Origin of the sequence: Pseudodesulfovibrio sp. zrk46, from assembly GCF_012516435.1 — a bacterium.
Lineage (GTDB): Bacteria > Desulfobacterota > Desulfovibrionia > Desulfovibrionales > Desulfovibrionaceae > Pseudodesulfovibrio.
This window is the reverse complement of record NZ_CP051216.1, coordinates 2369335-2389439: the sequence shown is the minus strand read 5'-3', so window position 1 is coordinate 2389439 and position 20105 is coordinate 2369335. Positions and strand designations below refer to the sequence as shown.

Sequence of the window (20105 nt, the reverse complement as noted above, 5' to 3'; positions counted from 1 at the left end):
CCAAGAATGATCATCGCAAGAACCATAGAAGAACTGGAAGGCGTCATCGCCGGGTCCTGTGTGACCATCGGCAACTTTGACGGCGTCCACAAAGGCCATCAGCGCCTCATCCGCCTTGCCTGCTCCCGAGCAAAGGCGCAAGGGCTACTGAGCGTAGTCGTCACTTTTGACCCTCATCCGCTCCGAGTGCTGCGCAACGATGCTCCGCCCTTCATCACGCTGACCGAGCAGAAACTCGAGCTTATCTCCCAATATGGCCCTGAGGCCTGCCTGCTTCTTGAGTTCAACATGGAAATGGCCAAACTCGCTCCCGAACAGTTCGTCCAGAAATATCTGATCGACGGCCTGAACATGAAGGAAATGATCATCGGCTACGACTATCACCTGGGCAAAGGTCGCGCAGGCAATTTCGAAACCCTTTCCAAACTCGGCAAGGACCGCGGTTTCACCGTTGATCGCCTTGAACCCGTGTCAATCGACGGCGCGGTGGTCAGTTCCACCCGCATCCGCGATCTGGTACAGGCTGGCAAAGTATGGCCCGTACGCCCGCTGCTAGGCCGCTTCTATCAGGTCAAAGGCGAAGTCGTGCATGGCATGAACCGTGGTGGCCGTTTGCTCGGCTTCCCCACCGCCAACCTCAAGCTGGTTGACGAACTCCATCCCAAACCCGGCGTCTACGCCATCTGGGTTGAGGTAGACAACGAAGTACACATGGGCGTGGCCAACATCGGCAAGAACCCTACCTTTGGCAACGACGCCCTGTCTGTGGAAGCGCACCTCATCGACTTCAACGGCGACCTGTATGGCCGCGACATCCGCGTACACTTTGTGCAACGCATCCGCGATGAAAGAAAATTTTCTGGTATTGACGAACTCAAGGATCGCATCACCAAGGATGTGGATCTGGGCCGTCAAATCCTATCCCAACCCGAGGCCGAAATCCGGGTAACTCACGCCGACCTCGCAAACGAAACGGCAGAAGTGTAATCATGCTCAACCAGTTCATCAGATACTGGCAGGATTTCGCAAAATCCTACTCAACCATTGCTTCATTTCGCTGGCTGGTCATCGGCGTACTTGTCGGCACCCTGTCCGGCTTGGTCGCCGTCGCCTTCTTCTGGCTGGTGGAAATCGGCAAATTCTTTCTCCAGCACAACCTGGCGGGTATCGTTTCCCCGGAACCGGCTGGTGAAGGGATCTTCCACGGTCCAGCGGGCGAGTTCCGTCCATGGCTCATCCCGGTGTTCACTACCGGCACCGCCCTCCTAACAGGGTGGTTAGTCAACCGATTCATCCCTGAGACCATCACCGGCGGCACCGACGGCACCGATGCTACCATCAACGCTTTCCACAATCATGGTGGCGTCATCAAGGCCCGCGTAGCCATCATCCGCGGCCTCTGCTCTGTCCTGACCATTGCGTCCGGTGGTAGTGCCGGTCGCGAAGGCCCCATTACTCAGATGGGCGCTGGAGTGGGTTCCTGGCTTGCCAAGAAATTCGATTTTTCTGCAAAAGAACGTCGCCTGCTCCTGCTCTCTGGTGCAGCTGGCGGCCTGGGCGCCATTTTCCGTGCACCGCTTGGTGGTGCATTGACCGCCGTCGAGGTTATCTACCGCGAGGACTTCGAGGCTGAGGCGATCCTGCCTTCGGTCATGAGTTCGGTAGTATCCTACTCCATCTTCACGTTCTTCTTCGGCACCGAGCCCATCTTTGGCATCCCGCGCTTCTCGTTCCACGACCCACGCGAGCTGATCTTCTACGCGATTCTCGCATTTGTCTGCGCCGGTGCTGGCTGGATGTACATCCGCACCTTCTATTTCATTAAATTCAATGTCTTCTACCCGCTGCGCGAGAAGATCGGCATCATCTGGTCCATGGGACTGGGCGGTCTGGCCATGGGCCTGCTGGGTATTCTGTACCCCTACACCGCCACTGACGGCCTGATCACCGGCGGCCTGCTCTCAGGCGGCTACGGCTGGTTGGAGCTCGCCATTCTCGGCCAGATTCCCGCCCTTGGCATGTGCTACATCATCGTGGGTAAGACCCTTGCTACGTCCGTCACCATCGGCTCCGGCATGTCCGGCGGCATGTTCGCACCCGCCCTGTTTGTGGGCGGCATGTCCGGCGGTCTGGTTGGCAAGGTTGGGCACGAACTCTTCCCCAATATCGTCACCCAGCCCGGTGCCTACATCCTTGTTGGTATGGCCGCCTTCTTCGCAGGTGTGGCAAACGCCCCCATCGGCCCGCTGATCATGGTCACCGAGCTCACACAGGGTTACGGCCTGCTGGCCCCGCTCATGCTCGCCTCGGCACTCTGTCTGGTCCTGAGCCGCAACATATCGCTCTATGAGCATCAGGTGGAGAACAAGTTCGAATCCCCGGCACACGCCGAAGATGCCACCATTAACGTGCTCGAACAGATGCACGTGGTGGACTTCTACAACCCCGGCGATGTGATCGTGCTGGAGGAATCCACTACGCTTAAGGCGCTCACAGATATCATCGCCAACTCGGATCAGCTCTACTTCCCTGTCAAAAATGATGAAGGCCAATACGTGGGCATGGTCTCCATCCACAACGTCCGCAACTGGATGTTCGAGGAAGACCTGCACGATCTGGTAGTGGTACGCGACCTCATGTCTCGCCCGGTTTACGTGCGCCCGGACTATGACCTTTATCAGGCCCTGCTCCGCTTCGTGAACACCGACTACGGCCAGATTCCAGTGGTTAACCAAATCGACACCAACGAGATCGAAGGCCTCATCAACCGTGATGATGTGTTCCAGGCCTACGCCGAAGCTATTGCCGAAGTTAAGGGCGATAACGAGTAATCATCTCACCCTTCCTATCCGCAAAATAAGGCGGCGTATCGTTCTGATACGTCGCCTTTTCATTTCCAATCTGAAAAACATTCTAATAACCATAGAATATCATTGCCATCAATCCACGATACTTAGTACCATCCCCACAAACTCGTTTTCCTGTGACTGTACTGAAGGTGAATGCAATGGCAAAACGCGGAAAAATGAAGAGTGTGTATGTCGTCAAATCCGCTCCCAAAGAGATTGACGAAAAACACAAGGAATTGAATAAGAAAAACGTCTACCTGCTCAAGTCGGACGAACAAGTCGTCAATCTGTACCGAGACATCGTTTGTGATTTCGTAGATGAAAATGACGGTTTGTTCATTGCCATCAGTCAGGACAAGACCTTCTTCCACAACTTCCGTAATTCCTTTTATAAGGAACTGGAAATTGATCAGGAACGCATTCGTATCAGTCCTACCCCTCGACGCGCGCGTGAAGAAATCAGTGTCTACAGAGAATATCTCAAGAAGCCGTTTCTCTTCATAGAAAGTCAGCTTGAGGGATACTCGTCTCTTCCTGTCGTTGAGGAGATGAAGGCAGAATTCAAAGACATGTTCATCATCGTCATGATGCATGAGGTTGATGAGAAAAAAATGGCCCAGTTTGTAGAAGCTGGCGCCGATAATTTCATCACCAAACCGGTTTCGGTTAATATTCTCATAGAAAAAATTGCCAATACTTTGGTGCCGCCAGACGAAATAGGGAAAAAGGTTCGTGAAGGCAAGGAACGTCTTCGCAAAGTGGAATTTGCCTTAGCCTATGGCGTAGCTCGCGACATCTTGGAAATGAAGCCGGGAAGTCCGGCAGGACTGATGATCATGGGAGACGCCCTCAAAGGATTGGGCAAACGAATGGACGCCCTGAAGCTCTATCTTCAAGCCGCTGAGAATGCTCATATGTACCTTGAGCCACTCAAAAAGATTGTTGTCTATTATGAGGAAGAGGATGATCAGGAATCTGTTCTGAAATATCTCCTCAAAATCGACGAACTCTCGCCGCTGCACAAGGGACGAAAACAACAGATAGCAGAGCTGTACTTTACGAAAGGAGAGATAGCTAAGGCTGCCTCTTATTTCCTTGCTGCAATTCGACTCATGCATGAGCAGAAACTATCCGACTGCGTCAATGTGGCCGTTAAGTATGCGAACAGGATATATGAAAAGAACATGAGTGCGTCTTTGCCATTGCTTGAAGCATGTTCAAAGCTGGCCCGTGTTTACAGCGTAGAACTGGATTGGTCATTATACAATCGGCTTGGCATGTTGCTTCGCAGGGATAAGCGTTGGCGCGAAGCCATTGATGCGTACGTTAAGGCAGCCCATTTATCCCCCAAGGACGAGTCCATCCTCTTCAATATGGGCATGGCCTTTGTGGAAGGCAAAGATTACGGCAGCGCGGCTGAAAAATTTGAACGGGCACTCAAGCTCAACCCCGACCTATATAAAGGGAATCTGGAGATTGCATACGGCATGGGCCAGATCTTCATGAAGGCCAATCGCCTTCGCAATGCCGCCCGGGTGCTTGAGGATGTCTATTCGGTTGATCCCAACTACAAGAAAGTTGGCGAGCTACTCAAATCGCTCAAAGAGAAAAAGAAGTAGTCAGCTACCGAATCATCATCCCGGCCAACTCCTTCACGATCTTGGCCGCTGTCATGGCAGTCACTCCATTGATATCCCGTCGCGGGTTCAATTCCACCACGTCTGCACCAATGACCGGTGCATCGATGGCGTGGATCATGTCCAATAACTGGCGGGTAGTCATCCCCCCGGGTTCATGATGTGACACGCCGGGCGCAAACGCCGGGTCCAGCGCATCCATATCCACGGTCACGTAAACCGGAGTATCGAACGACAGTTTCGGCCACGAAGCGAAATCCTTCATCTCCAGCCACTCCAGGCCGAGCTTCTCTTTCTGTTCCCGCTGATGCCCATTGGCTGTACGGATTCCTACAGACATAAGGCGTTTACACAAGCCCTCTTCCATGATCCGAGCCATGGGGCAGGCATGCGACAATTTGTTGCCCTCAAAGTTATCGTAGCAGTCAGGATGAGCGTCAAAGTGAAGCACGGCAAATGGCTCCACACTATCAGCCAGCCCTTTTACCAATGGATAGGTGACGGAATGATCACCGCCCAAGAAGAGTCCCTTGCGCCCTGAGGCGACGAGCTTTCGCGCCCCCTCTTCAATGTCTGTCACTGCGGTATCGGTTCCCATTGTCATCAGGCCGCCGTCTTCAACATGGAGATTCAGGTCAAAGCCGGTCTCGGACCACATGTTGGCAGAGTCGCAGCGATAGGCTTCCAGCAGTGCAGTCGGGCCTTCTGCAGCGCCCTGCATGTAGGAGGACTGCTCATCATAGGGGATACCCAGTAAGGTAACGGTCAGTTCAGCGGTCATGGGGAGTCCTTGCAAAACGGGCCGGAACACATGAGGTGATCCGGCCCGGTAGAGTCATTACAATGTGTGTGACTAGAGGATATAGCGCGAAAGATCGCGATCTTCCACTACGTCGTCGATCTGATCCTTCACATAGTCACGATCCACGACCACCTTCTGGCCGGACTTGTCCGGGGCTTCGAAGGAGAGGTTGGCGAGAATCTTTTCCATGATGGTATACAGACGACGGGCACCGATATTCTCAGTCTCCTCGTTGATCTTTTCAGCGTTGGAAGAGATCTCTTCAAGTGCTTCCTTGGTGAAGTCAATGGACACGCCTTCGGTCTCCAGAAGCGCCTTGTACTGAACGGTCAGTGCGTTCTTGGGCTCGGTCAGAATCCTGTAGAACTCTTCCTTGTGCAGGGAGTTCAGTTCTTCACGCAGCGGGAAACGACCCTGCAACTCGGGGATGAGATCGGACGGCTTGGCAAAATGGAACGCTCCGGCTGCGATGAACAGGATGTGGTCGGTCTTGATCATGCCGTACTTGGTGTTGACCACGCTGCCTTCGACCACGGGGAGCAAGTCGCGCTGTACGCCCTCGCGGGAGACATCTGCGCTGCTGCCGCCAGCATCCTGACGGGAAGCGATCTTGTCCATTTCGTCAACGAACAGGATACCCTGCTGCTCGACGCGCTCACGGGCCAGTTCATTGACCGTCTCCGGATCAATGAGCTTATCGGCCTCTTCGTCGATGAGCACCTGATAGGCTTCCTTGATCTTCATCTTGCGCTGTTTTTTGCGATCCGGGAACATGTTGGAGAAGGCATTCTGCAGGTTGGAGCCCATCTCTTCCATGCCGGGGATGGCCATGATTTCCACCTGTGCGCCGGACTGGGTGGAAACTTCCATCTCCACTTCTCGCTCGTCCAGCTCGCCACGGCGGAACATCTGGCGAAACTTCTCTCGAGTGCCGGAGTCCTTGGGCTCTTCCTTCTGCTCCTCCACTTCACCATTGGCAGAGCCCATGAAGAAGCCGGCAGGACCGGAAGACTTGGGTTTGCTTGGCAGGAGCAGATCGAGCAGGCGCTCTTCAGCGTACTTTTCCGCCTTGATGCGGACCTTCTCGGTCTCTTCTTTGCGGACCATGTTCACGCCCACTTCCATGAGATCACGGACCATGGACTCCACGTCGCGTCCCACATAGCCCACCTCGGTGAACTTGGTGGCCTCGACCTTGAAGAACGGGCAGTTGGTCAGGCGGGCGAGACGACGGGCGATCTCGGTCTTACCAACGCCGGTGGGGCCCATCAGGATGATATTCTTGGGGGCGATTTCGTCGCGCAGCTCAGGATCAAGCTGCTGTCTGCGCCAGCGGTTACGCATGGCAATGGCGACCATTCGCTTGGCTGCTTCCTGGCCGATAATATATCTGTCGAGTTCGGATACGATCTCGCGGGGAGTCAGATTGCTCATTTACTTATCCTGTGCTTCGATAATGATGTTGTCGTTGGTGTACACGCAAATTTCAGCAGCGATTTCCATGGCCTTTTGCGCGATCTCCTTGGCCGGGAGGTCAGTGTTGCGCTGAAGGGCACGGGCCGCGGACAGGGCGTAGGAGCCGCCGGAGCCGATGGCAGCCACGCCGTCGTCGGGCTCAATAACGTCACCGGTACCGGAGATGATGAGCACATGCTCACCGTCTGCCGCCAGCAACATGGCTTCCAGCTTGCGCAGGTACTTGTCGGTGCGCCAGTCCTTGGCCAGCTCCACAGCGGCGCGGACCAGATTACCAGCGTAGGTTTCCAGCTTGGCTTCAAAGCGTTCGGACAGGGTAAAGGCGTCAGCGGTGGCACCGGCAAAGCCGACAGTAACCTTGTCCTTGTAGATACGCCGCACCTTGCGTGCGGTGTGCTTCATGACAACGGCCTGCCCAAAGGTGACCTGTCCGTCACCGGCTACAGCCGTGCCGTTTTCATCTTTAACGGCGATGATGGTTGTTCCTCTGAGTTGCATGCGATTCTCCTTGCCTGGTTACAGGACTTTGTTGGCAGCGGCGAGCCAGGTATCATGGGCTTCGCTGCCGTGCAGGACCATCCCCGCCTCAGCCACCAGCCCGGCCTCGAGCCCCTCTTTCAGGGCGGCCAGGGCAATGCGGGTGGCGGCTTCCACAGGGTAGCCGTACACACCGCACGAGATGGCGGGAAAAGCGATGGTCGAAATGTCGTACTTGTTGGCGAGCTTGAGCGAATTGACGTAGGCGTTACGCAGCAACTCGGGCTCACGATTGTCGCCGCCGCGCCAGATAGGCCCGACGGTATGGATAATGTGCTTGGCCGGAAGATTGAATCCGGGGGAGATCACGGCTTCGCCGGGCGGCAGAGTGCCGATATCGGCGATAATGGTCCGGCATGCCTGCTGGAGTTCGACGATCCCGGCACGGCGATGGATCGCCCCGTCCACGCCCCCGCCCCCGGCCAGTGCGGAATTGGCGGCATTGACGATGGCGTCGCCTTCAAAGGTTGTCAGGTCGCCCTGCGTAATGAAGAGATGGCCGGAGCCGATTTCCCAGCGTTGCATGATAGATGGAAAGATAATCCCTGAATCCCGCTTGGCAAGAGGCAGGCTTCATTTCACTCCATGAATCGGCAGTTTCCCTTTCACGGGCTATGGATTTGCGGTACGGTTACAATCAACCGGGAGGACATCATGAAACTCAGAGTGGGCGTCCCTTTTGCAAAGCACGGCATGGTCACGAAAGAAACCATGAATAGTCTTCGGACATTGGAGCAATGTCCGGATTTTGAGACCGAAGTTCTCATGACGCAGGGGAGCAACGTTCCCCTGGCCCGCAACAACATGGTTAACAACAACCGCTCCAGTCTGGTTCATCAAAAACTAGATGGTTTCGATTACCTGCTCTGCGTTGATGCAGACACTGGTTTTACACCGGATCACATACACCAACTGCTGAAGCATGATCTGGACATAATAAGCGGTGCCTACCCAATGAAACTGCACGCTGACCGATTTGCGGCTGGCTGGTTTGGTGAAGTTAGAGGCCTCTCCCCCATGGACAGCCGTGTGCCCATAGATTCAACGGGCCTGTTGGAAGTGGATTGGGTTGGATGCGGTTTCCTTCTAGTCCGCCGCGAAGCGTTAGAGGCCATTCCGTATCCGTGGTTCTCCTATGACGAAGCCCGATATGTATCCGACAAAGGAGAGTGTGCAGTAGCCATTTCCGAAGACATTGGCTTTTGTCTCAGGGCACAGAATAGTGGCTTCAAGATTCATCTTGATGCCGACTGCCGAGTGGAGCACGTTTCTCACCCTAATGAAAGGACGGGCAGCCAGCTACTGGATGCACTCAACGACCTGCTCTACAACAGAGAGACCATCGCCCAGCATGTCTCCGCCATGAGCAAAGAAAATGCGCGACTCCGGGCCATGCTTTCGGACCAGGAGCCGCGCGAAGAATAGGAAGTCAGATTTAGGTCTGGAAAGTGGTGAAATCCGCGTCTGTTACTTCATCGCCCGACGTATCAAAGGTGATGTTCATGAGAAGCGTATTGCCACCCGCCGTGCTGCCGTTGGAATCATACCAGATGCGACCGGAGCCGTTGCCCAGATCCTCGAAAATGATCCCCTCACCAGCCAGGTTGGTTTCTGTTCCACTATACCCTGCGCTGACCTTTTCGAAGCTGGTGCCATTGACCAGTGAACCGGACAAGGAACCGACGTTAAAGAGTTGGAAACTGTCGTCTGCAGAGTGAAAGTCTGAAATGCTGTCTGTTCCTGTTCCGTCAAAGTAGTTGAAGATATCGCTGCCCGCACCACCAGTGAGGATATCATTGCCACCCTTGCCGTCGATAATGTCATTACCGGAACCACCGATAATCGTGTCTACCAGGCCGGCTCCTGTGAGCGTATCGTTACCGGAACCACCGGTGATGTTGTAGATATCATTGCCGCCAGAGGCATCAAAGGCCAATGACGTCGTTGCAGTTCCATTGACATAGATCGTACTGCCAGAATCACCCATGTAGTGGTTATCCAGTGTCACGTAGGTCTCTGCAGTGCCAAAGATGATGTGGCTCATGGAAGACACGTTGTTCAATTCATCGGTATTTCCGGCAACACCATCATCAGTATAATAGAGATAGTCGTAGGTAGAAGTATCGTTGAACCCGCCACCATCGATGGTATCAGCCGCTGTGAGTGAAGTGGTCATAAAGATATGATCGCTACCGTCTCCACCCAGAATGCTGTCGTCGCCCGTTCCGCCAAAGAGTGAATCGTTACCGTCTTCGCCCTTCATGGTATCATTGCCGGAACCGCCGGATATGCTGTCATTGCCATAGCCACCGAGAAGACTGTCTGCCCCTGCGCCGCCATCGATCGTGTCATTACCATCGACAGAGGCCGTAGCGTCAGCGCCATAAATGGTATCGTTGCCGTCTCCACCCGAAAGGACATCACCGCTGTCATCGCCGCCGCTTCCGTCACCACCGTAGATGAGGTCTGCGTCATCACCGCCATCAATGGTATCAATGCCTGCACCACCCCAGAGGGTGTCCTGGCCGACCCCGCCTTCCATAATGTCGTTGTCGGACTCACCCTTAAGGGCATCGTTTCCAGTACCGCCGTAAATGGCATCGTTCCCGGCGCCACCTTCAATGACATCGCCGAGGTTACCACCCGTCAACGCGTTGGCATTAGCGTCACCATAAATATAATTTTCATAACTGGTTGCCCCCAGCACGTTGATAATATCATCGCTAATGGTAATGGGGCTGGCCTCACCAATGGAATATTCCTTGGGGCTATTTTCCAGATACACCGTCACAAAGTCACTGGCGCTGCTTAAATCAATGGAGTTATCCACGGTCACATTGGAGAGGATGTCGTCAACGTCGACATCAATATCCGGAACGTCAGGTACAGACGCGATGATTTGTTCGATCTGCTCCTCGATCTCGTTGATCATGGGAAGCAGTTCTTCGGCAACCGCCTCAAGAGCCGCCGCCAAAGCAGGATCAACGACGCCAGTCTCCGTCAGTCCCAATTGAGCCAATGCCTGCGCTGCGAACTCTTGGAGATCTTCTTCTCCGCCACCTTCCTGCGGACCTTGGCCTTCCTCTTCACCCTCGCCTTCTCCTTGGGGATCTTGCGGAGCACCCTGTTGCAGTGCTTCAGAGGACAACTCTTCCAGTACCTCGAGTTCCTGCTGAGTAAGCGGACGCGGTTCACTGATACCTGTCGGCGTAACGGAAACACCAATACCGTCTTGCGTGATGAGCGTCGGAGGACCACCAGCCTTGGACACAACCACAATAGGCTTTCCGTCGAAGTCGATAGCACCGACGACGATAGTGGGAGCATCACCCGGCTTGGCAGGAGGAAGAATACGGATACCAAAGATGGTGCCGCGAATACCAATGGTGGCAAGAGGTGTATCTACATGAAATCCTTCAGGATTAATATCAACGATGCTGCCTGTGACAGAGCGGAAAGTACCTTCCACCAGACTCAGTGCCATTTCTCCAGTATCTTGATTCGGATCAAAAATGTACTCATCCAGAACAGATGTGGAATTTGGTCCCTGAGAAAGAAGGCTGCCGTCGGTGAAAGTAATCTCTAATGCAGATCCGGCACCCTTCGTAATAATGGTCTCATCTTCATATACCGGAGAACCGGATTCCAGTGTGCGAACACCGTCAACGCCTTCAGCCATGGCACTGCCATGAACTGTTGTAATATTTCCTATTGGTTCGGCCATGATACTATCCTCTATCTACTGCGTACACTCTTCCAATATACTAAAGTGTACCACTAACAATTGATAGTATCAATTTCATCAAGACACAGACCAAACAGACTGGAATATAAGGCATAAAAAAACCGCTCCAGCAAACTGGAGCGGTAATATTTAAAACAGGATTTTGCGAATTATACAAGATCACCGATAACGAATGAGTCGAGTTTCTCAAACATGCAGCGAGTGGTCTCCACCCAGATGCTGCGGGTCAGGCAGAAATCCGACTGCGGGCATTCCATACAGTCATTTTCTGCACAGGCACAATCGTCATACTTCGGTGGTTTCTCCATAATGCGCACGATATCCCCCACCGTGATCTCCATTGGATCTTTGGCGAGCATGTGTCCGCCCTGTGGACCGCGTCGGCTTTCAATCAAACCGGCACGCCCCAACTCGCGGATAAGCTTTTCGAGATACTTCAGCGAAATGCACTGACGCTCCGCAATATCACGGCTCTGCACAGGGCCATCCTGACCGTGTACCGCAATATCGAGGATCATCCGTGTCGCGTATCGGCTCTTCGTCGTTATGCGCATGGCAACGTGGAGTTACGGCAAGGAGCAGGAGAGCGCACGACAAGCACAGGACTGGGTAAGAATCCAGCCGCACGCCCTCCAACTCCAAGTTCGTAAACTCGGAAAGTAAAGTTTAGCCCGACCCGGCAGCACGGGGCTGCCGAGTCGGTATGGACAGGTATCAAATCCGCCTTTGGCCGGCGATTTTGAGCGCGATTATTCGTCGTCTTCCTGCGGCTTCATGTGATCGGGCACAATGGCCATTTCGATCAGAAGCGGCTTGAGGAAGGACCATTCGATGCCGATCTCGAATTCTTCTTCGAGGTCGCGAATGGCGTCCCAGCAGTTGTGGCAAGGAGCGATGACGAGTTCTGCGCCGGTGGCGAGGATCTGGTCGCGCTTCTTCTTGAGTGCCACGTTACGTTCGGGACGGTACTTACCGACGCCGTTGAAACCACCACCACCGCCGCAGCAGTAGTTGTGTTCACGGTTCGGAGTCATTTCAATGAAGTACTCCGGATCGACGATGTAGCTCATGATCTCACGGGTGATGTTGGCAAGACCATGGTTACGCACGTAGTTGCAGGAATCCTGCAGAGTAACCGGGCGCTTCAGCTTCTTGGCGGGGTCGATCTTGAGACGACCTTCGCGCAGAACTTCAGCAACCCACTCAACGTAGTGGATGAACGGTGCCGGGGTCTGACCATTCTCATAGCCAGCCCAGTACGGACCTTCAATGGCGGTAGCACGGTGAGCGTGACCGCACTCGGTGCCGACACAGCGCTTCGGCTTGAGGCGCTCGATGGCATCGTAAACGGTCTTGACCTGCATGGTACACGCTTCCCAGTCACCTGCGAACATGGACAGGGAGGTCTGCTCCCAGCCCTCGGAGGGGACGGTCCAGTTCTCACCGGTCAGGTGGAACAGGATGGCGGCTTCAGCGATATCCTCAGGATAGTGCTTCGGCTCACGGGCGTTACAGGTGTACATGATGTCAGCGCCTTCCTTGTCGACCGGGATGGTCAGACCGGGCCATTCTTCCTCGGTCTCTTCAGCCATCCATTCGCAAGTCTCGACCCAGTCTTCAGTGGTGACGTTCATCTGGGCGCGGTAGACGCGGTGCATACCGGAACCAATCTTGAGCTCCCAAGGATAGAAACCCTGAGAGTTCAGCAGGCCGCGGAGGTAACCGAACATGACACCCATGTCGATGCCGTGCGGGCAGTAGTGACCGCAACGGTTACAACAGGTGCACTGGGACCAGGCCACGTCCATGCAGTGACGCATGAACTCGTTGGTGACGTTACCGTTCTTGCGAACGATCTCACCAAGAGTGGACTGGATCTTGTAAGCCGGAACCTGTTCAGGCTTCCGGTCATTGACTTCGTAAAGGAAGCAGGCGTCGGCGCAGAGGCCGCAGTGAGCACACATTTCAAGCCAGGTTTTCATTCTGGACTTCAGCGTGGCTTTCAGGCTCGCCTGGAGTTTCTCGACGTCAACGTCGAGCTCCTTCATCTCTTCGTAGTATTGCTTGCCGCCGGTATCGCTGAGGACCTCTTGGAGGTATTCCTCATCGTTAATCGGCTTTCTATTGCAAAGTTTACCTTCAGGCATTGTAGTTCTCCTTATACGCTAACGACTTACCAGTCGAAGCTCTTGTACTTCATGCCACCGCGCTTGATGCCGAAGTCCATGCCGAGCTGGGCACGGGACCAGAAGAAGCCCACAACGTGGAACAGCTTGGTGAACGGCAGAAGTGCGATCCAGGCGAGACCACTGATGATGTGAGCCAGCAGCCAGAAGTTGTAGTCGCCAAATTCGTGCACAACGATGTAACCGGTGACGAACGGAGCGATGGAGACCAGCAGGACAAACCAGTCCTTGGCATCGGTGATGATGCGGACCTCGGGCAGGATGACGCGGCGGATGGCGATGCACATGGCAGCGACCAGCATGGCCACGGTCCAGAAGTCTGCTGCAGCCATGGAGATGGTGGGCCAGGCAATGCCGAAGCGCTCCATCAGGATGATTGCGTGGCCTTCCAGGAAGAGAGGCACGCCGAGCAGACCGATGTGGAACACGAAAAAGAGAATCGTGAATCCGGGTTTTGCCCTCCAGCTATGGTTACCGAAGGGAATAAGGAATGCCAGAATGGAGCGAATAGCTCCCTTGGCACCGGCAGCGGGATGTGCGCCGTAAGCGACACGGTCCAGCTTCCAGTCCAGGCCTTTGATGTAGAATATAGTGCGGGTGACCAGGCCGACAGCGGCGATGGCAAATGCCAGCCACAGCATGGGTCCCGTTAACAGTTCATACATGGTTCAACTCCTCGTATGCTGACCGTTAGTCTTTGTCCCTGCTGAACAGGAATTTCCAGTAGGCTACAAAGACGACCAGTGCCGAACCCATCAGGAGGTAGACCCATCCCTTGGTGGCGAGCAGGAAGTCCTGCAGAGTGAAGATCGAATGTTCCATTTTCTCGTCCTCCTAGAGACTAGTGCTCATCCTTGTAATCCGGGTGATCGTAGAAGATCGGCGTCTTACTGGAGATGAACTTGAAGGTTACGACGAGTGCGGTGCACACGAACAGGGTGACAAAAATCTCCTGCCAGCTCGGGAAGTAACGCAACTCGGAAGGCAAGTGATAGTTGTATGCGATCAGGGAGACATTCAGACGGTTCAGGACGATGCCCAGAACGGTCAGCAGTGCGGTCCACTTGATCAGCTTGAGGTTCTTCTCGCGAGCGCCGATGGCGTACAGGAAGGACGGCAGCAGCACGAAGCCGAGAAGCTCGAACAGGAACCACTGTCCCCAACCGGTAGCAAGCAGGTGCCACTCATCGTCAGCGGCGATGCCGATGACCTTGATGAAGAAGTAGCCCATCAGCACCCAGGCAGCACCCTTGGCAAAGCCGTAGTACAGATCAGCGGACTGATTGTTGTACTCGTCGCTCATGACGCCAGTCAGGATGCGGGATTTGTGGGACATCCAGCCTTCAAGCATGACCATGGACATACCGGCAGCAGCGGAGCTGACGAAGAAGTAGGTCGGCAGGTAGGCGGAATACCACAGGGGGTGCAGCTTGCTGGGAGCGATGATGTACAGCGCGCCCAGAGAGGACTGGTGCAGGGTGGACAGAACCACACCGAACACGGTCAGTGCAATGGTGCACTTGTGAATCATGTTCCGCAGTCGCTTCTGGCCGAAGTATTCAAGAGCGGCCGGAGAGAACTCGAGGAACAGTACAGTCAGGTACAGTGCGACACACAGACCCACTTCGAAGAGCATGGAGGTAGTACCGAACTCAATGAAGGGATAAGGCAGGCGCCAGGGGCGACCGAGGTCGTACTGGAGTGCGATGACAACGAAGAGGTAGCCGAGGAACGCGGTCAGAATGGCCGGGCGCACAGCGGCGTGGTGTTTCTTCATGCCAAACAGGTAGACTGCGGAGGAGGTTACGTAACCACCGGCAGCCAGAGCAACACCGCAGAGCAGATCGAAACCGATCCAGATGCCCCAGGGGTTGTTATTATCGAGGTTGGTGACGGCACCAAGACCCCAGCCGAAACGCCAAACGGTAAGAATGGCACCGACCAGGAGGATGATACCGGCGATGACGTTAAAAGGCGTCATCAGGCCAGGTTTGGTCTGGGCTTCAGTAGTCATTTATGCGCCCTCCTCTTCCTTTTCACCGTCGCCACCTTCAGCTTCCTTGGCAGCAGCTTCCAGGGCTTCCTTGACGGCTTTGTCAACTTCGCGCTTCACGACGTTTTCCTGCGTCTTGGCAGCGCGTTCCATGGCGGCCTTCATGTTGTCGTCAGCCTTGGCCTGCGTTTCAGCAATGGCCTCGGCGACGGCATCGGCCTTCTCGTTCTGGGCGATCTTGTCGGAGCGCTGGGTGATACCGTAGACGCCTGCGAGGAGCAGGGGCCACAGGGCGGGAACCATGGCAACGACGGACAGAGCGGAAGAGTTCAGCTCGGGACCGGAGGTGGTACCGAGGTCTTCGCGCATGCCGATCTGGGAGAACGGAGTACCGGAGATGTAGAGCCAGCTGGTACCGCCGACTTCATCTACGCCATAGACGTGATCCACGTACTTGTTCGGGTTGGCGTCAATACGGCGGCGGGCGATCTTGATCAGTTCGTCGCGCTCACCGTAGATCAGTGCCTCTTTGGGGCACTTGCCAACACAGCCGGGGACATCAGCCTTGCCAGTGGAGATGTGAGGCTCACACAGGTGACACTTGATGACCTTCGGGGTGATGGGATCATTGTAAGTGTAGGTCGGAATCTCGAAGGGACATGCGACCATGCAGTAACGACAGCCGACACAGACGGACTCGTCGTAGGTGACGGCGCCGGAGGGCTGCTTCTTGAATGCACGAACAAAGCAGGCGGATGCGCAGGAAGGTTCCAGGCAGTGCATGCACTGGATCTTTCTGAACACGGAACCGCCGTCGGGCTGTTCGTACTTATTAACTACAGTATAGGCATCGTTCTCGGTACGGCGATCCGTATCGAGGACAGAGAGATCGGTGAACGGCTTTTCCGGCTTGGCCAGGCCGTTGATCTCATTACAACCCATTTCACATTTGCGGCATCCGATGCAGCGGGTGGCGTCAAAGAGCACGCCCTTGCTTCCCGGATATCCGTCGAAGTGAACATTTCCAGCGGCTTGAGCCTTTGTCGGAAGCGCGGCAGAAAGGCCGGCTGCTCCCATCAGGCCGAGGAAGTTTCTACGTTTCATGGATGACTCCTAGGTTCGGATTACTTCTTCTTGTGACAGCCTTCAGCGTCGTTGCACGTCGTGTTGGACGGCTTCTCGAGCTTCATGGCGGTGTGACAACCCATGCACTGGCCGTGGTAGGCAGCCTTCAGACCGGGCATGTCGGGACGAGCCGGATCAAACGGCTTGTTGTGACAGCTTCCGCACTTGGGCGGGGTCTTGGAGATCGGGCTGTTGTGGTGGCAACCAGCACACATCAGGGCGTCCTGTCCGTGGAAGTAACCAGCCATCTTGTCACCCTTCATGTCAGCGAGAAGACGCTTGACGATCTTGCGATGGGGGAGCTTGGAGGCTTCGAACTTGTCGGAGAGGGAACCGATGATCACTTCTTCCGGGATGTCGGAGTCGGCGATGGTCATGACTTCCATATTGCGCTCGGCGAGAGCGGAGGAAGCAGCAGCCATCATGACTTCCTTCTCAGGAGCCTTGCCGTCGACGTACAGAGTCGCCAGGGACTCGACGTGACACTTGGCACAGGATTCCTTGGAAGGAGCCTTGGTTTCAGCCATCATGGCGTGACAACCGGCGCAAACGGCTTTTTCTTCCTGCTTGGCGGTGTGACAACCGATGCAACCTTCCATGTTGGACTTCAGGTGCATGTCGCCAGCCAGCTCAAAGAACTTGCCGTCCATGGTGCCTTTGCCTACGTGGCAGGCGCGGCAGTCATCCATGTACTGTTCGTGAGCTTTGTGATCAAAGGGAACGGGACCAATGTTGGCCTGTGCCTTGTCGTTCTTGACGGCAACCAGCAGGGTAACATCGGGCTGGCCACGCTTCAGGCGGGGCACATCTTTGAATTCCTTGATCTTGGCCTGATCTGCGGCGGCGTGACAGCCAGCACACTTGGCGGGACCGGAGTTCTTCTTGGCAGCGGTAACGTCCACGTGACAGGTCACACACTTGGCGTGGGCGGCCTCATCGTAGGAGCGGACGGTCAGCTTTTCGTTGACAACGCGCGGCTCGGCGCCGTGGCAGTTGCGGCAGTTCTGTTCCTTACCCTTGTCGGCGACCAGTTCCATCTTGTTCTTGTCGAACTGATGGTGACAGGTCTGACACTTGTCGTCGCCACCGGAAGCCACAACGTGGCGGTAGTGGAGAGACTTGTCCATGTCGATTGCCATCCAATCGCTTTCAGTGGGCTTGGCGGTGTGACAGGAGCGGCACTGGCCGTCCAGGGGACCGGTCTTCTGTCCGGCAGCCACCATATCCTGGTGACAACCAATACAGTTTTCGTGGTAAATGAGCTTGATCTTGTCGGCGTCGTCATCAGCCAGACGCTTGAACTTGATCGAAAGTTTTCCATCGGCGTCTTTCTCGTGACACGATGCACAGTCCTTGCCCTGCTTGGCGAGAGCGTCGGTGTGCTGATCGTGATAGAAAGTCACCTCGGGCAGTTCAAGCTTTTCGAACTTGGCCAGCGTATCGATTTTTACGATGTCTACTCGGGCTTCAGAGGCGGCCTTGGCCTGTGCCTCAAGTCCCTGAGCTTCCAGACATACAATCGATGTCGCAGCGAACACGAAAAGGATTCCAGCCCAAAAAAGCAGTCGTCTTCCTTTCTCCATAACGCATTCCTTAATAAGTTGGTGGAATACTTTGCACCTAAGTACGCCAATCATCCCCCTTCCCGCAGGGCGGACCCTCCCGCCACGCGGGAGCCGGGATGATTGTACGCAACACAAAACGCCACTAGACGTGGTGCAACATGCCCCTCATTCAGATGTCCGGCCGCATATATACTTATAGAACACTCCACACTGGGAGCGTTCACACAGAACACATGAGACTGTTCATCCAGATACAACAGACAACACGCAAGCGAAGTTTGCCCCTCCGCAAGCCAGAATATGCAAGAAGCCCCTGACTTCCGGCTTCATTACCCCTCGAAACCGAATGTCTGTTTCCTACATAAAACCCGCAAATACGGGCGATTTTAGCTTGCGTCGTATTCGAACGCGCGATCCCTACCAGTTTGGTAGGAATGATTGTCTACCGAACTGGTATACAACCATCCAATCAACGTCAACCCCCTTTCGGAATATCGTTTTATTCATCAACTTTCTTAAATCTCAGCACTTCTTTAAAAACACCTTCTATTTTGGCTGTTTCCAGCCCTATTTTTACGCGCTTAGTTAAATATTCTACGAAATCTTTTCTCACTTTTTTTCCTATTCACATATCAATTTAGTAGGGAATTACTGTTCCCTCTTTCAACACACAATCACCCTTCAAACTAACGCTGTTGCCAAAAGACACTGTTCTGCTATCCTGCAATAAAACAACGCAGAATTGGCGCACAAGCGAGGCTCCCAGGACATGAACGGCACCAGCGCATACAGAAAGGAAGACTCCTCTGTAACAGCCCCTACCCTTTGGGAAGTCTTTCTCGACAGCTTCGGCTCCCGTCGGGGAAGAACATTCCTGGCTACGCTGTTCACCATGCTCCTGCTGGCGCTCCTACTCCCGCTTGCCAACATTCTGTTCATTTTTCCCGCTTTCACCGAAGTATTGATCAAAGGGGCCGAGAAGGACGCCAATCGCCTGGGCGCCTATATTCTTCCCCCGGCACTCAGACACTCTGAACTGAAGCCGGAACGACTCACGCACCGTTTTTACGGCAACATCTTCAAGCTCGAAAATGACTTCGGGATGCTTAAAATTCGTGTGTTCGCCCCCGATGGCACTGTCATCTACTCCAGCAAATCTGCTGATATCGGGAGCAAACTGGAGAGCGATTTTTTCCATGAAAAGGTGGCCAAGGGAATCCCCTACTCCAAGCTCGTCTCACAGGGGACGAGAGATGAAGAGGGAGATACATTCCATCTGGATGTGGTTGAAACATATGTCCCCTCTATGAGTGGCGACCGATTCCTCGGTGCCTTTGAAATGTATTATGATGTTACCCAGAGAAAGCACCGTCTGGACGACCTGCTCCTTTATTCAAATATTGCCATGACCGCCCTGTCTTTGAGCCTGCTTCTTGCTGCGGCTCTGCTGCTCCGCAGGGAAATCTTCCTTCGACGCGACCGGAAAGTGGCAAAGGAGCTACGTCGCGAAGTGGAGCAGATCACCCGCCACGATATCAAGACGCCACTCATATCCATATTGAACGGAGTGGAATACCTAGAACAGTTCACCGAACTCAATGACGAACAACGCACCATGACCGCTGACATCCGCCTGGCCGCCAATACGTCCATGGAGATGGTCAACCGTAGCCTCGACCTCTACAAAATGGAGCGGGGCCACTACGAGTACCTGCCAAGGAAGACCAACATCCTTATTCTCATCCGCCGCTCCCTAAAGGCCCTTTCCAGCCTCGCGGAGTCTCGCAATGTGGAAGTCATCCTTTCGGTCCAAGAGGGCTCGCTAAACGAAAAGAACGAGTTTCCCTTTCCAGTCGATGAGACGCTGTTCTACTCTTTGGTCTCCAATCTGCTAAAAAACGCCATAGAAGCGTCTTGGCCGGGGGACCGTGTCACGCTTTCATTGGCCGGAGAGGACAACAACGCCCACATCACCTTTCACAACCCCGCAGCTGTTCCCAAGGAAATCCGGGACACATTCTTTGACAAGTTTGCCACCCACAACAAGCAGGGAGGCACCGGCCTCGGCACCTATTCGGCCAGCCTCATCGTCAACACCATGGGCGGCACGATTTCCATGACAACTTCCGAAGACAGCGGTACGCTCATCACTGTTGACCTGCCCTACCCCGCTGACAGCAACTGACAAGG

The 20105-nt window shown here is 54.6% G+C and carries 17 protein-coding genes; 5 read left to right on the top strand and 12 right to left on the bottom strand.

The annotated features are described in order from the left end of the window. The first annotated feature begins 6 nt into the window (after nucleotides 1-6). From HFN16_RS10815 to HFN16_RS10805, 3 genes are all read left to right on the top strand, one after another. Nucleotides 7-987 carry a bifunctional riboflavin kinase/FAD synthetase gene (locus tag HFN16_RS10815; protein WP_168890765.1) on the top strand — a complete coding sequence of 327 codons (981 nt, stop codon included), beginning with the start codon at nucleotides 7-9 and terminating at the stop codon, nucleotides 985-987. A 2-nt stretch (nucleotides 988-989) separates the two neighbouring features. Then, nucleotides 990-2831, top strand: coding sequence for a chloride channel protein (locus tag HFN16_RS10810; protein WP_168890764.1), 1842 nt, complete (start codon nucleotides 990-992; stop codon nucleotides 2829-2831). Between the two features lie 176 nt (nucleotides 2832-3007). After that, nucleotides 3008-4468, top strand: a complete 1461-nt coding sequence (locus tag HFN16_RS10805) for a tetratricopeptide repeat protein (protein WP_168890763.1) — start codon at nucleotides 3008-3010, stop codon at nucleotides 4466-4468. 4 nt (nucleotides 4469-4472) lie between these two features. Here HFN16_RS10805 and speB read toward each other — a convergent pair whose 3' ends face one another. From speB to HFN16_RS10785, 4 genes are all read right to left on the bottom strand, one after another. Next, nucleotides 4473-5267, bottom strand: coding sequence for an agmatinase (speB, locus tag HFN16_RS10800; protein ID WP_168890762.1), 795 nt, complete (start codon nucleotides 5265-5267; stop codon nucleotides 4473-4475). 72 nt (nucleotides 5268-5339) lie between these two features. Further along, nucleotides 5340-6722, bottom strand: a complete 1383-nt coding sequence (hslU, locus tag HFN16_RS10795) for an ATP-dependent protease ATPase subunit HslU (RefSeq protein WP_168890761.1) — start codon at nucleotides 6720-6722, stop codon at nucleotides 5340-5342. Then, a complete protein-coding gene (gene hslV / locus HFN16_RS10790; protein ID WP_168890760.1) occupies nucleotides 6723-7262 on the bottom strand; it encodes an ATP-dependent protease subunit HslV in 540 nt (179 codons plus the stop codon). An 18-nt stretch (nucleotides 7263-7280) separates the two neighbouring features. After that, the gene (locus tag HFN16_RS10785) at nucleotides 7281-7826 is read right to left on the bottom strand and encodes a macro domain-containing protein (protein WP_168890759.1); all 546 of its coding nucleotides are present in this window, start codon (nucleotides 7824-7826) and stop codon (nucleotides 7281-7283) included. A gap of 129 nt (nucleotides 7827-7955) precedes the next feature. On the opposite strand from HFN16_RS10785, the gene HFN16_RS10780 reads away from it, so the two are divergent. Continuing rightward, on the top strand, nucleotides 7956-8726 hold the full coding sequence (locus tag HFN16_RS10780; protein WP_168890758.1) for a hypothetical protein: 771 nt from the start codon (nucleotides 7956-7958) through the stop codon (nucleotides 8724-8726). Between the two features lie 10 nt (nucleotides 8727-8736). On the opposite strand, the gene HFN16_RS10775 is transcribed toward HFN16_RS10780, so the two are convergent. The 8 genes from HFN16_RS10775 to hmcA all read right to left on the bottom strand — a co-directional run bounded on the left by HFN16_RS10775 (nucleotide 8737) and on the right by hmcA (nucleotide 17933). Further along, complete coding sequence (locus tag HFN16_RS10775) at nucleotides 8737-11025, bottom strand: FecR domain-containing protein (protein WP_168890757.1); 2289 nt, start codon at nucleotides 11023-11025, stop codon at nucleotides 8737-8739. Between the two features lie 170 nt (nucleotides 11026-11195). Further along, a complete protein-coding gene (locus HFN16_RS10770; protein WP_247648313.1) occupies nucleotides 11196-11564 on the bottom strand; it encodes an Rrf2 family transcriptional regulator in 369 nt (122 codons plus the stop codon). A 231-nt stretch (nucleotides 11565-11795) separates the two neighbouring features. Beyond that, nucleotides 11796-13193 (bottom strand): sulfate respiration complex iron-sulfur protein HmcF, encoded by a 1398-nt coding sequence (gene hmcF / locus HFN16_RS10765; protein ID WP_168890755.1) that lies wholly within the window; start codon nucleotides 13191-13193, stop codon nucleotides 11796-11798. Nucleotides 13194-13219: 26 nt separating this feature from the next. Next, nucleotides 13220-13897, bottom strand: coding sequence for a sulfate respiration complex protein HmcE (gene hmcE, locus HFN16_RS10760; protein ID WP_168890754.1), 678 nt, complete (start codon nucleotides 13895-13897; stop codon nucleotides 13220-13222). A 25-nt stretch (nucleotides 13898-13922) separates the two neighbouring features. Next, nucleotides 13923-14054: a sulfate respiration complex protein HmcD gene (gene hmcD / locus HFN16_RS10755; RefSeq protein WP_168890753.1), complete on the bottom strand. Its 132-nt coding sequence runs from the start codon at nucleotides 14052-14054 to the stop codon at nucleotides 13923-13925. Nucleotides 14055-14073: 19 nt separating this feature from the next. Continuing rightward, a complete protein-coding gene (gene hmcC, locus HFN16_RS10750; RefSeq protein ID WP_168890752.1) occupies nucleotides 14074-15246 on the bottom strand; it encodes a sulfate respiration complex protein HmcC in 1173 nt (390 codons plus the stop codon). Continuing rightward, on the bottom strand, nucleotides 15247-16329 hold the full coding sequence (gene hmcB, locus HFN16_RS10745) for a sulfate respiration complex iron-sulfur protein HmcB (RefSeq protein ID WP_168890751.1): 1083 nt from the start codon (nucleotides 16327-16329) through the stop codon (nucleotides 15247-15249). It abuts the gene before it with no gap. 20 nt (nucleotides 16330-16349) lie between these two features. Continuing rightward, a complete protein-coding gene (gene hmcA, locus HFN16_RS10740) occupies nucleotides 16350-17933 on the bottom strand; it encodes a sulfate respiration complex hexadecaheme cytochrome HmcA (RefSeq protein ID WP_168890750.1) in 1584 nt (527 codons plus the stop codon). A 751-nt stretch (nucleotides 17934-18684) separates the two neighbouring features. On the opposite strand from hmcA, the gene HFN16_RS10735 reads away from it, so the two are divergent. After that, nucleotides 18685-20100 carry a HAMP domain-containing sensor histidine kinase gene (locus HFN16_RS10735; RefSeq protein WP_168890749.1) on the top strand — a complete coding sequence of 472 codons (1416 nt, stop codon included), beginning with the start codon at nucleotides 18685-18687 and terminating at the stop codon, nucleotides 20098-20100. Nucleotides 20101-20105: the final 5 nt, after the last annotated feature.

Coding starts and splice junctions, on each gene's coding strand:
- HFN16_RS10805 (WP_168890763.1), top strand. CDS start 3,008: ATGGCAAAACGCGGAAAAATGAAGAGTGTGTATGTCGTCAAATCCGCT.
- hmcA (WP_168890750.1), bottom strand. CDS start 17,933: ATGGAGAAAGGAAGACGACTGCTTTTTTGGGCTGGAATCCTTTTCGTG.
- HFN16_RS10815 (WP_168890765.1), top strand. CDS start 7: ATGATCATCGCAAGAACCATAGAAGAACTGGAAGGCGTCATCGCCGGG.
- hmcB (WP_168890751.1), bottom strand. CDS start 16,329: ATGAAACGTAGAAACTTCCTCGGCCTGATGGGAGCAGCCGGCCTTTCT.
- speB (WP_168890762.1), bottom strand. CDS start 5,267: ATGACCGCTGAACTGACCGTTACCTTACTGGGTATCCCCTATGATGAG.
- hmcE (WP_168890754.1), bottom strand. CDS start 13,897: ATGTATGAACTGTTAACGGGACCCATGCTGTGGCTGGCATTTGCCATC.
- hslV (WP_168890760.1), bottom strand. CDS start 7,262: ATGCAACTCAGAGGAACAACCATCATCGCCGTTAAAGATGAAAACGGC.
- HFN16_RS10810 (WP_168890764.1), top strand. CDS start 990: ATGCTCAACCAGTTCATCAGATACTGGCAGGATTTCGCAAAATCCTAC.
- hmcD (WP_168890753.1), bottom strand. CDS start 14,054: ATGGAACATTCGATCTTCACTCTGCAGGACTTCCTGCTCGCCACCAAG.
- HFN16_RS10770 (WP_247648313.1), bottom strand. CDS start 11,564: ATGATCCTCGATATTGCGGTACACGGTCAGGATGGCCCTGTGCAGAGC.
- HFN16_RS10735 (WP_168890749.1), top strand. CDS start 18,685: ATGAACGGCACCAGCGCATACAGAAAGGAAGACTCCTCTGTAACAGCC.
- HFN16_RS10785 (WP_168890759.1), bottom strand. CDS start 7,826: ATGCAACGCTGGGAAATCGGCTCCGGCCATCTCTTCATTACGCAGGGC.
- HFN16_RS10775 (WP_168890757.1), bottom strand. CDS start 11,025: ATGGCCGAACCAATAGGAAATATTACAACAGTTCATGGCAGTGCCATG.
- HFN16_RS10780 (WP_168890758.1), top strand. CDS start 7,956: ATGAAACTCAGAGTGGGCGTCCCTTTTGCAAAGCACGGCATGGTCACG.
- hslU (WP_168890761.1), bottom strand. CDS start 6,722: ATGAGCAATCTGACTCCCCGCGAGATCGTATCCGAACTCGACAGATAT.
- hmcC (WP_168890752.1), bottom strand. CDS start 15,246: ATGACTACTGAAGCCCAGACCAAACCTGGCCTGATGACGCCTTTTAAC.
- hmcF (WP_168890755.1), bottom strand. CDS start 13,193: ATGCCTGAAGGTAAACTTTGCAATAGAAAGCCGATTAACGATGAGGAA.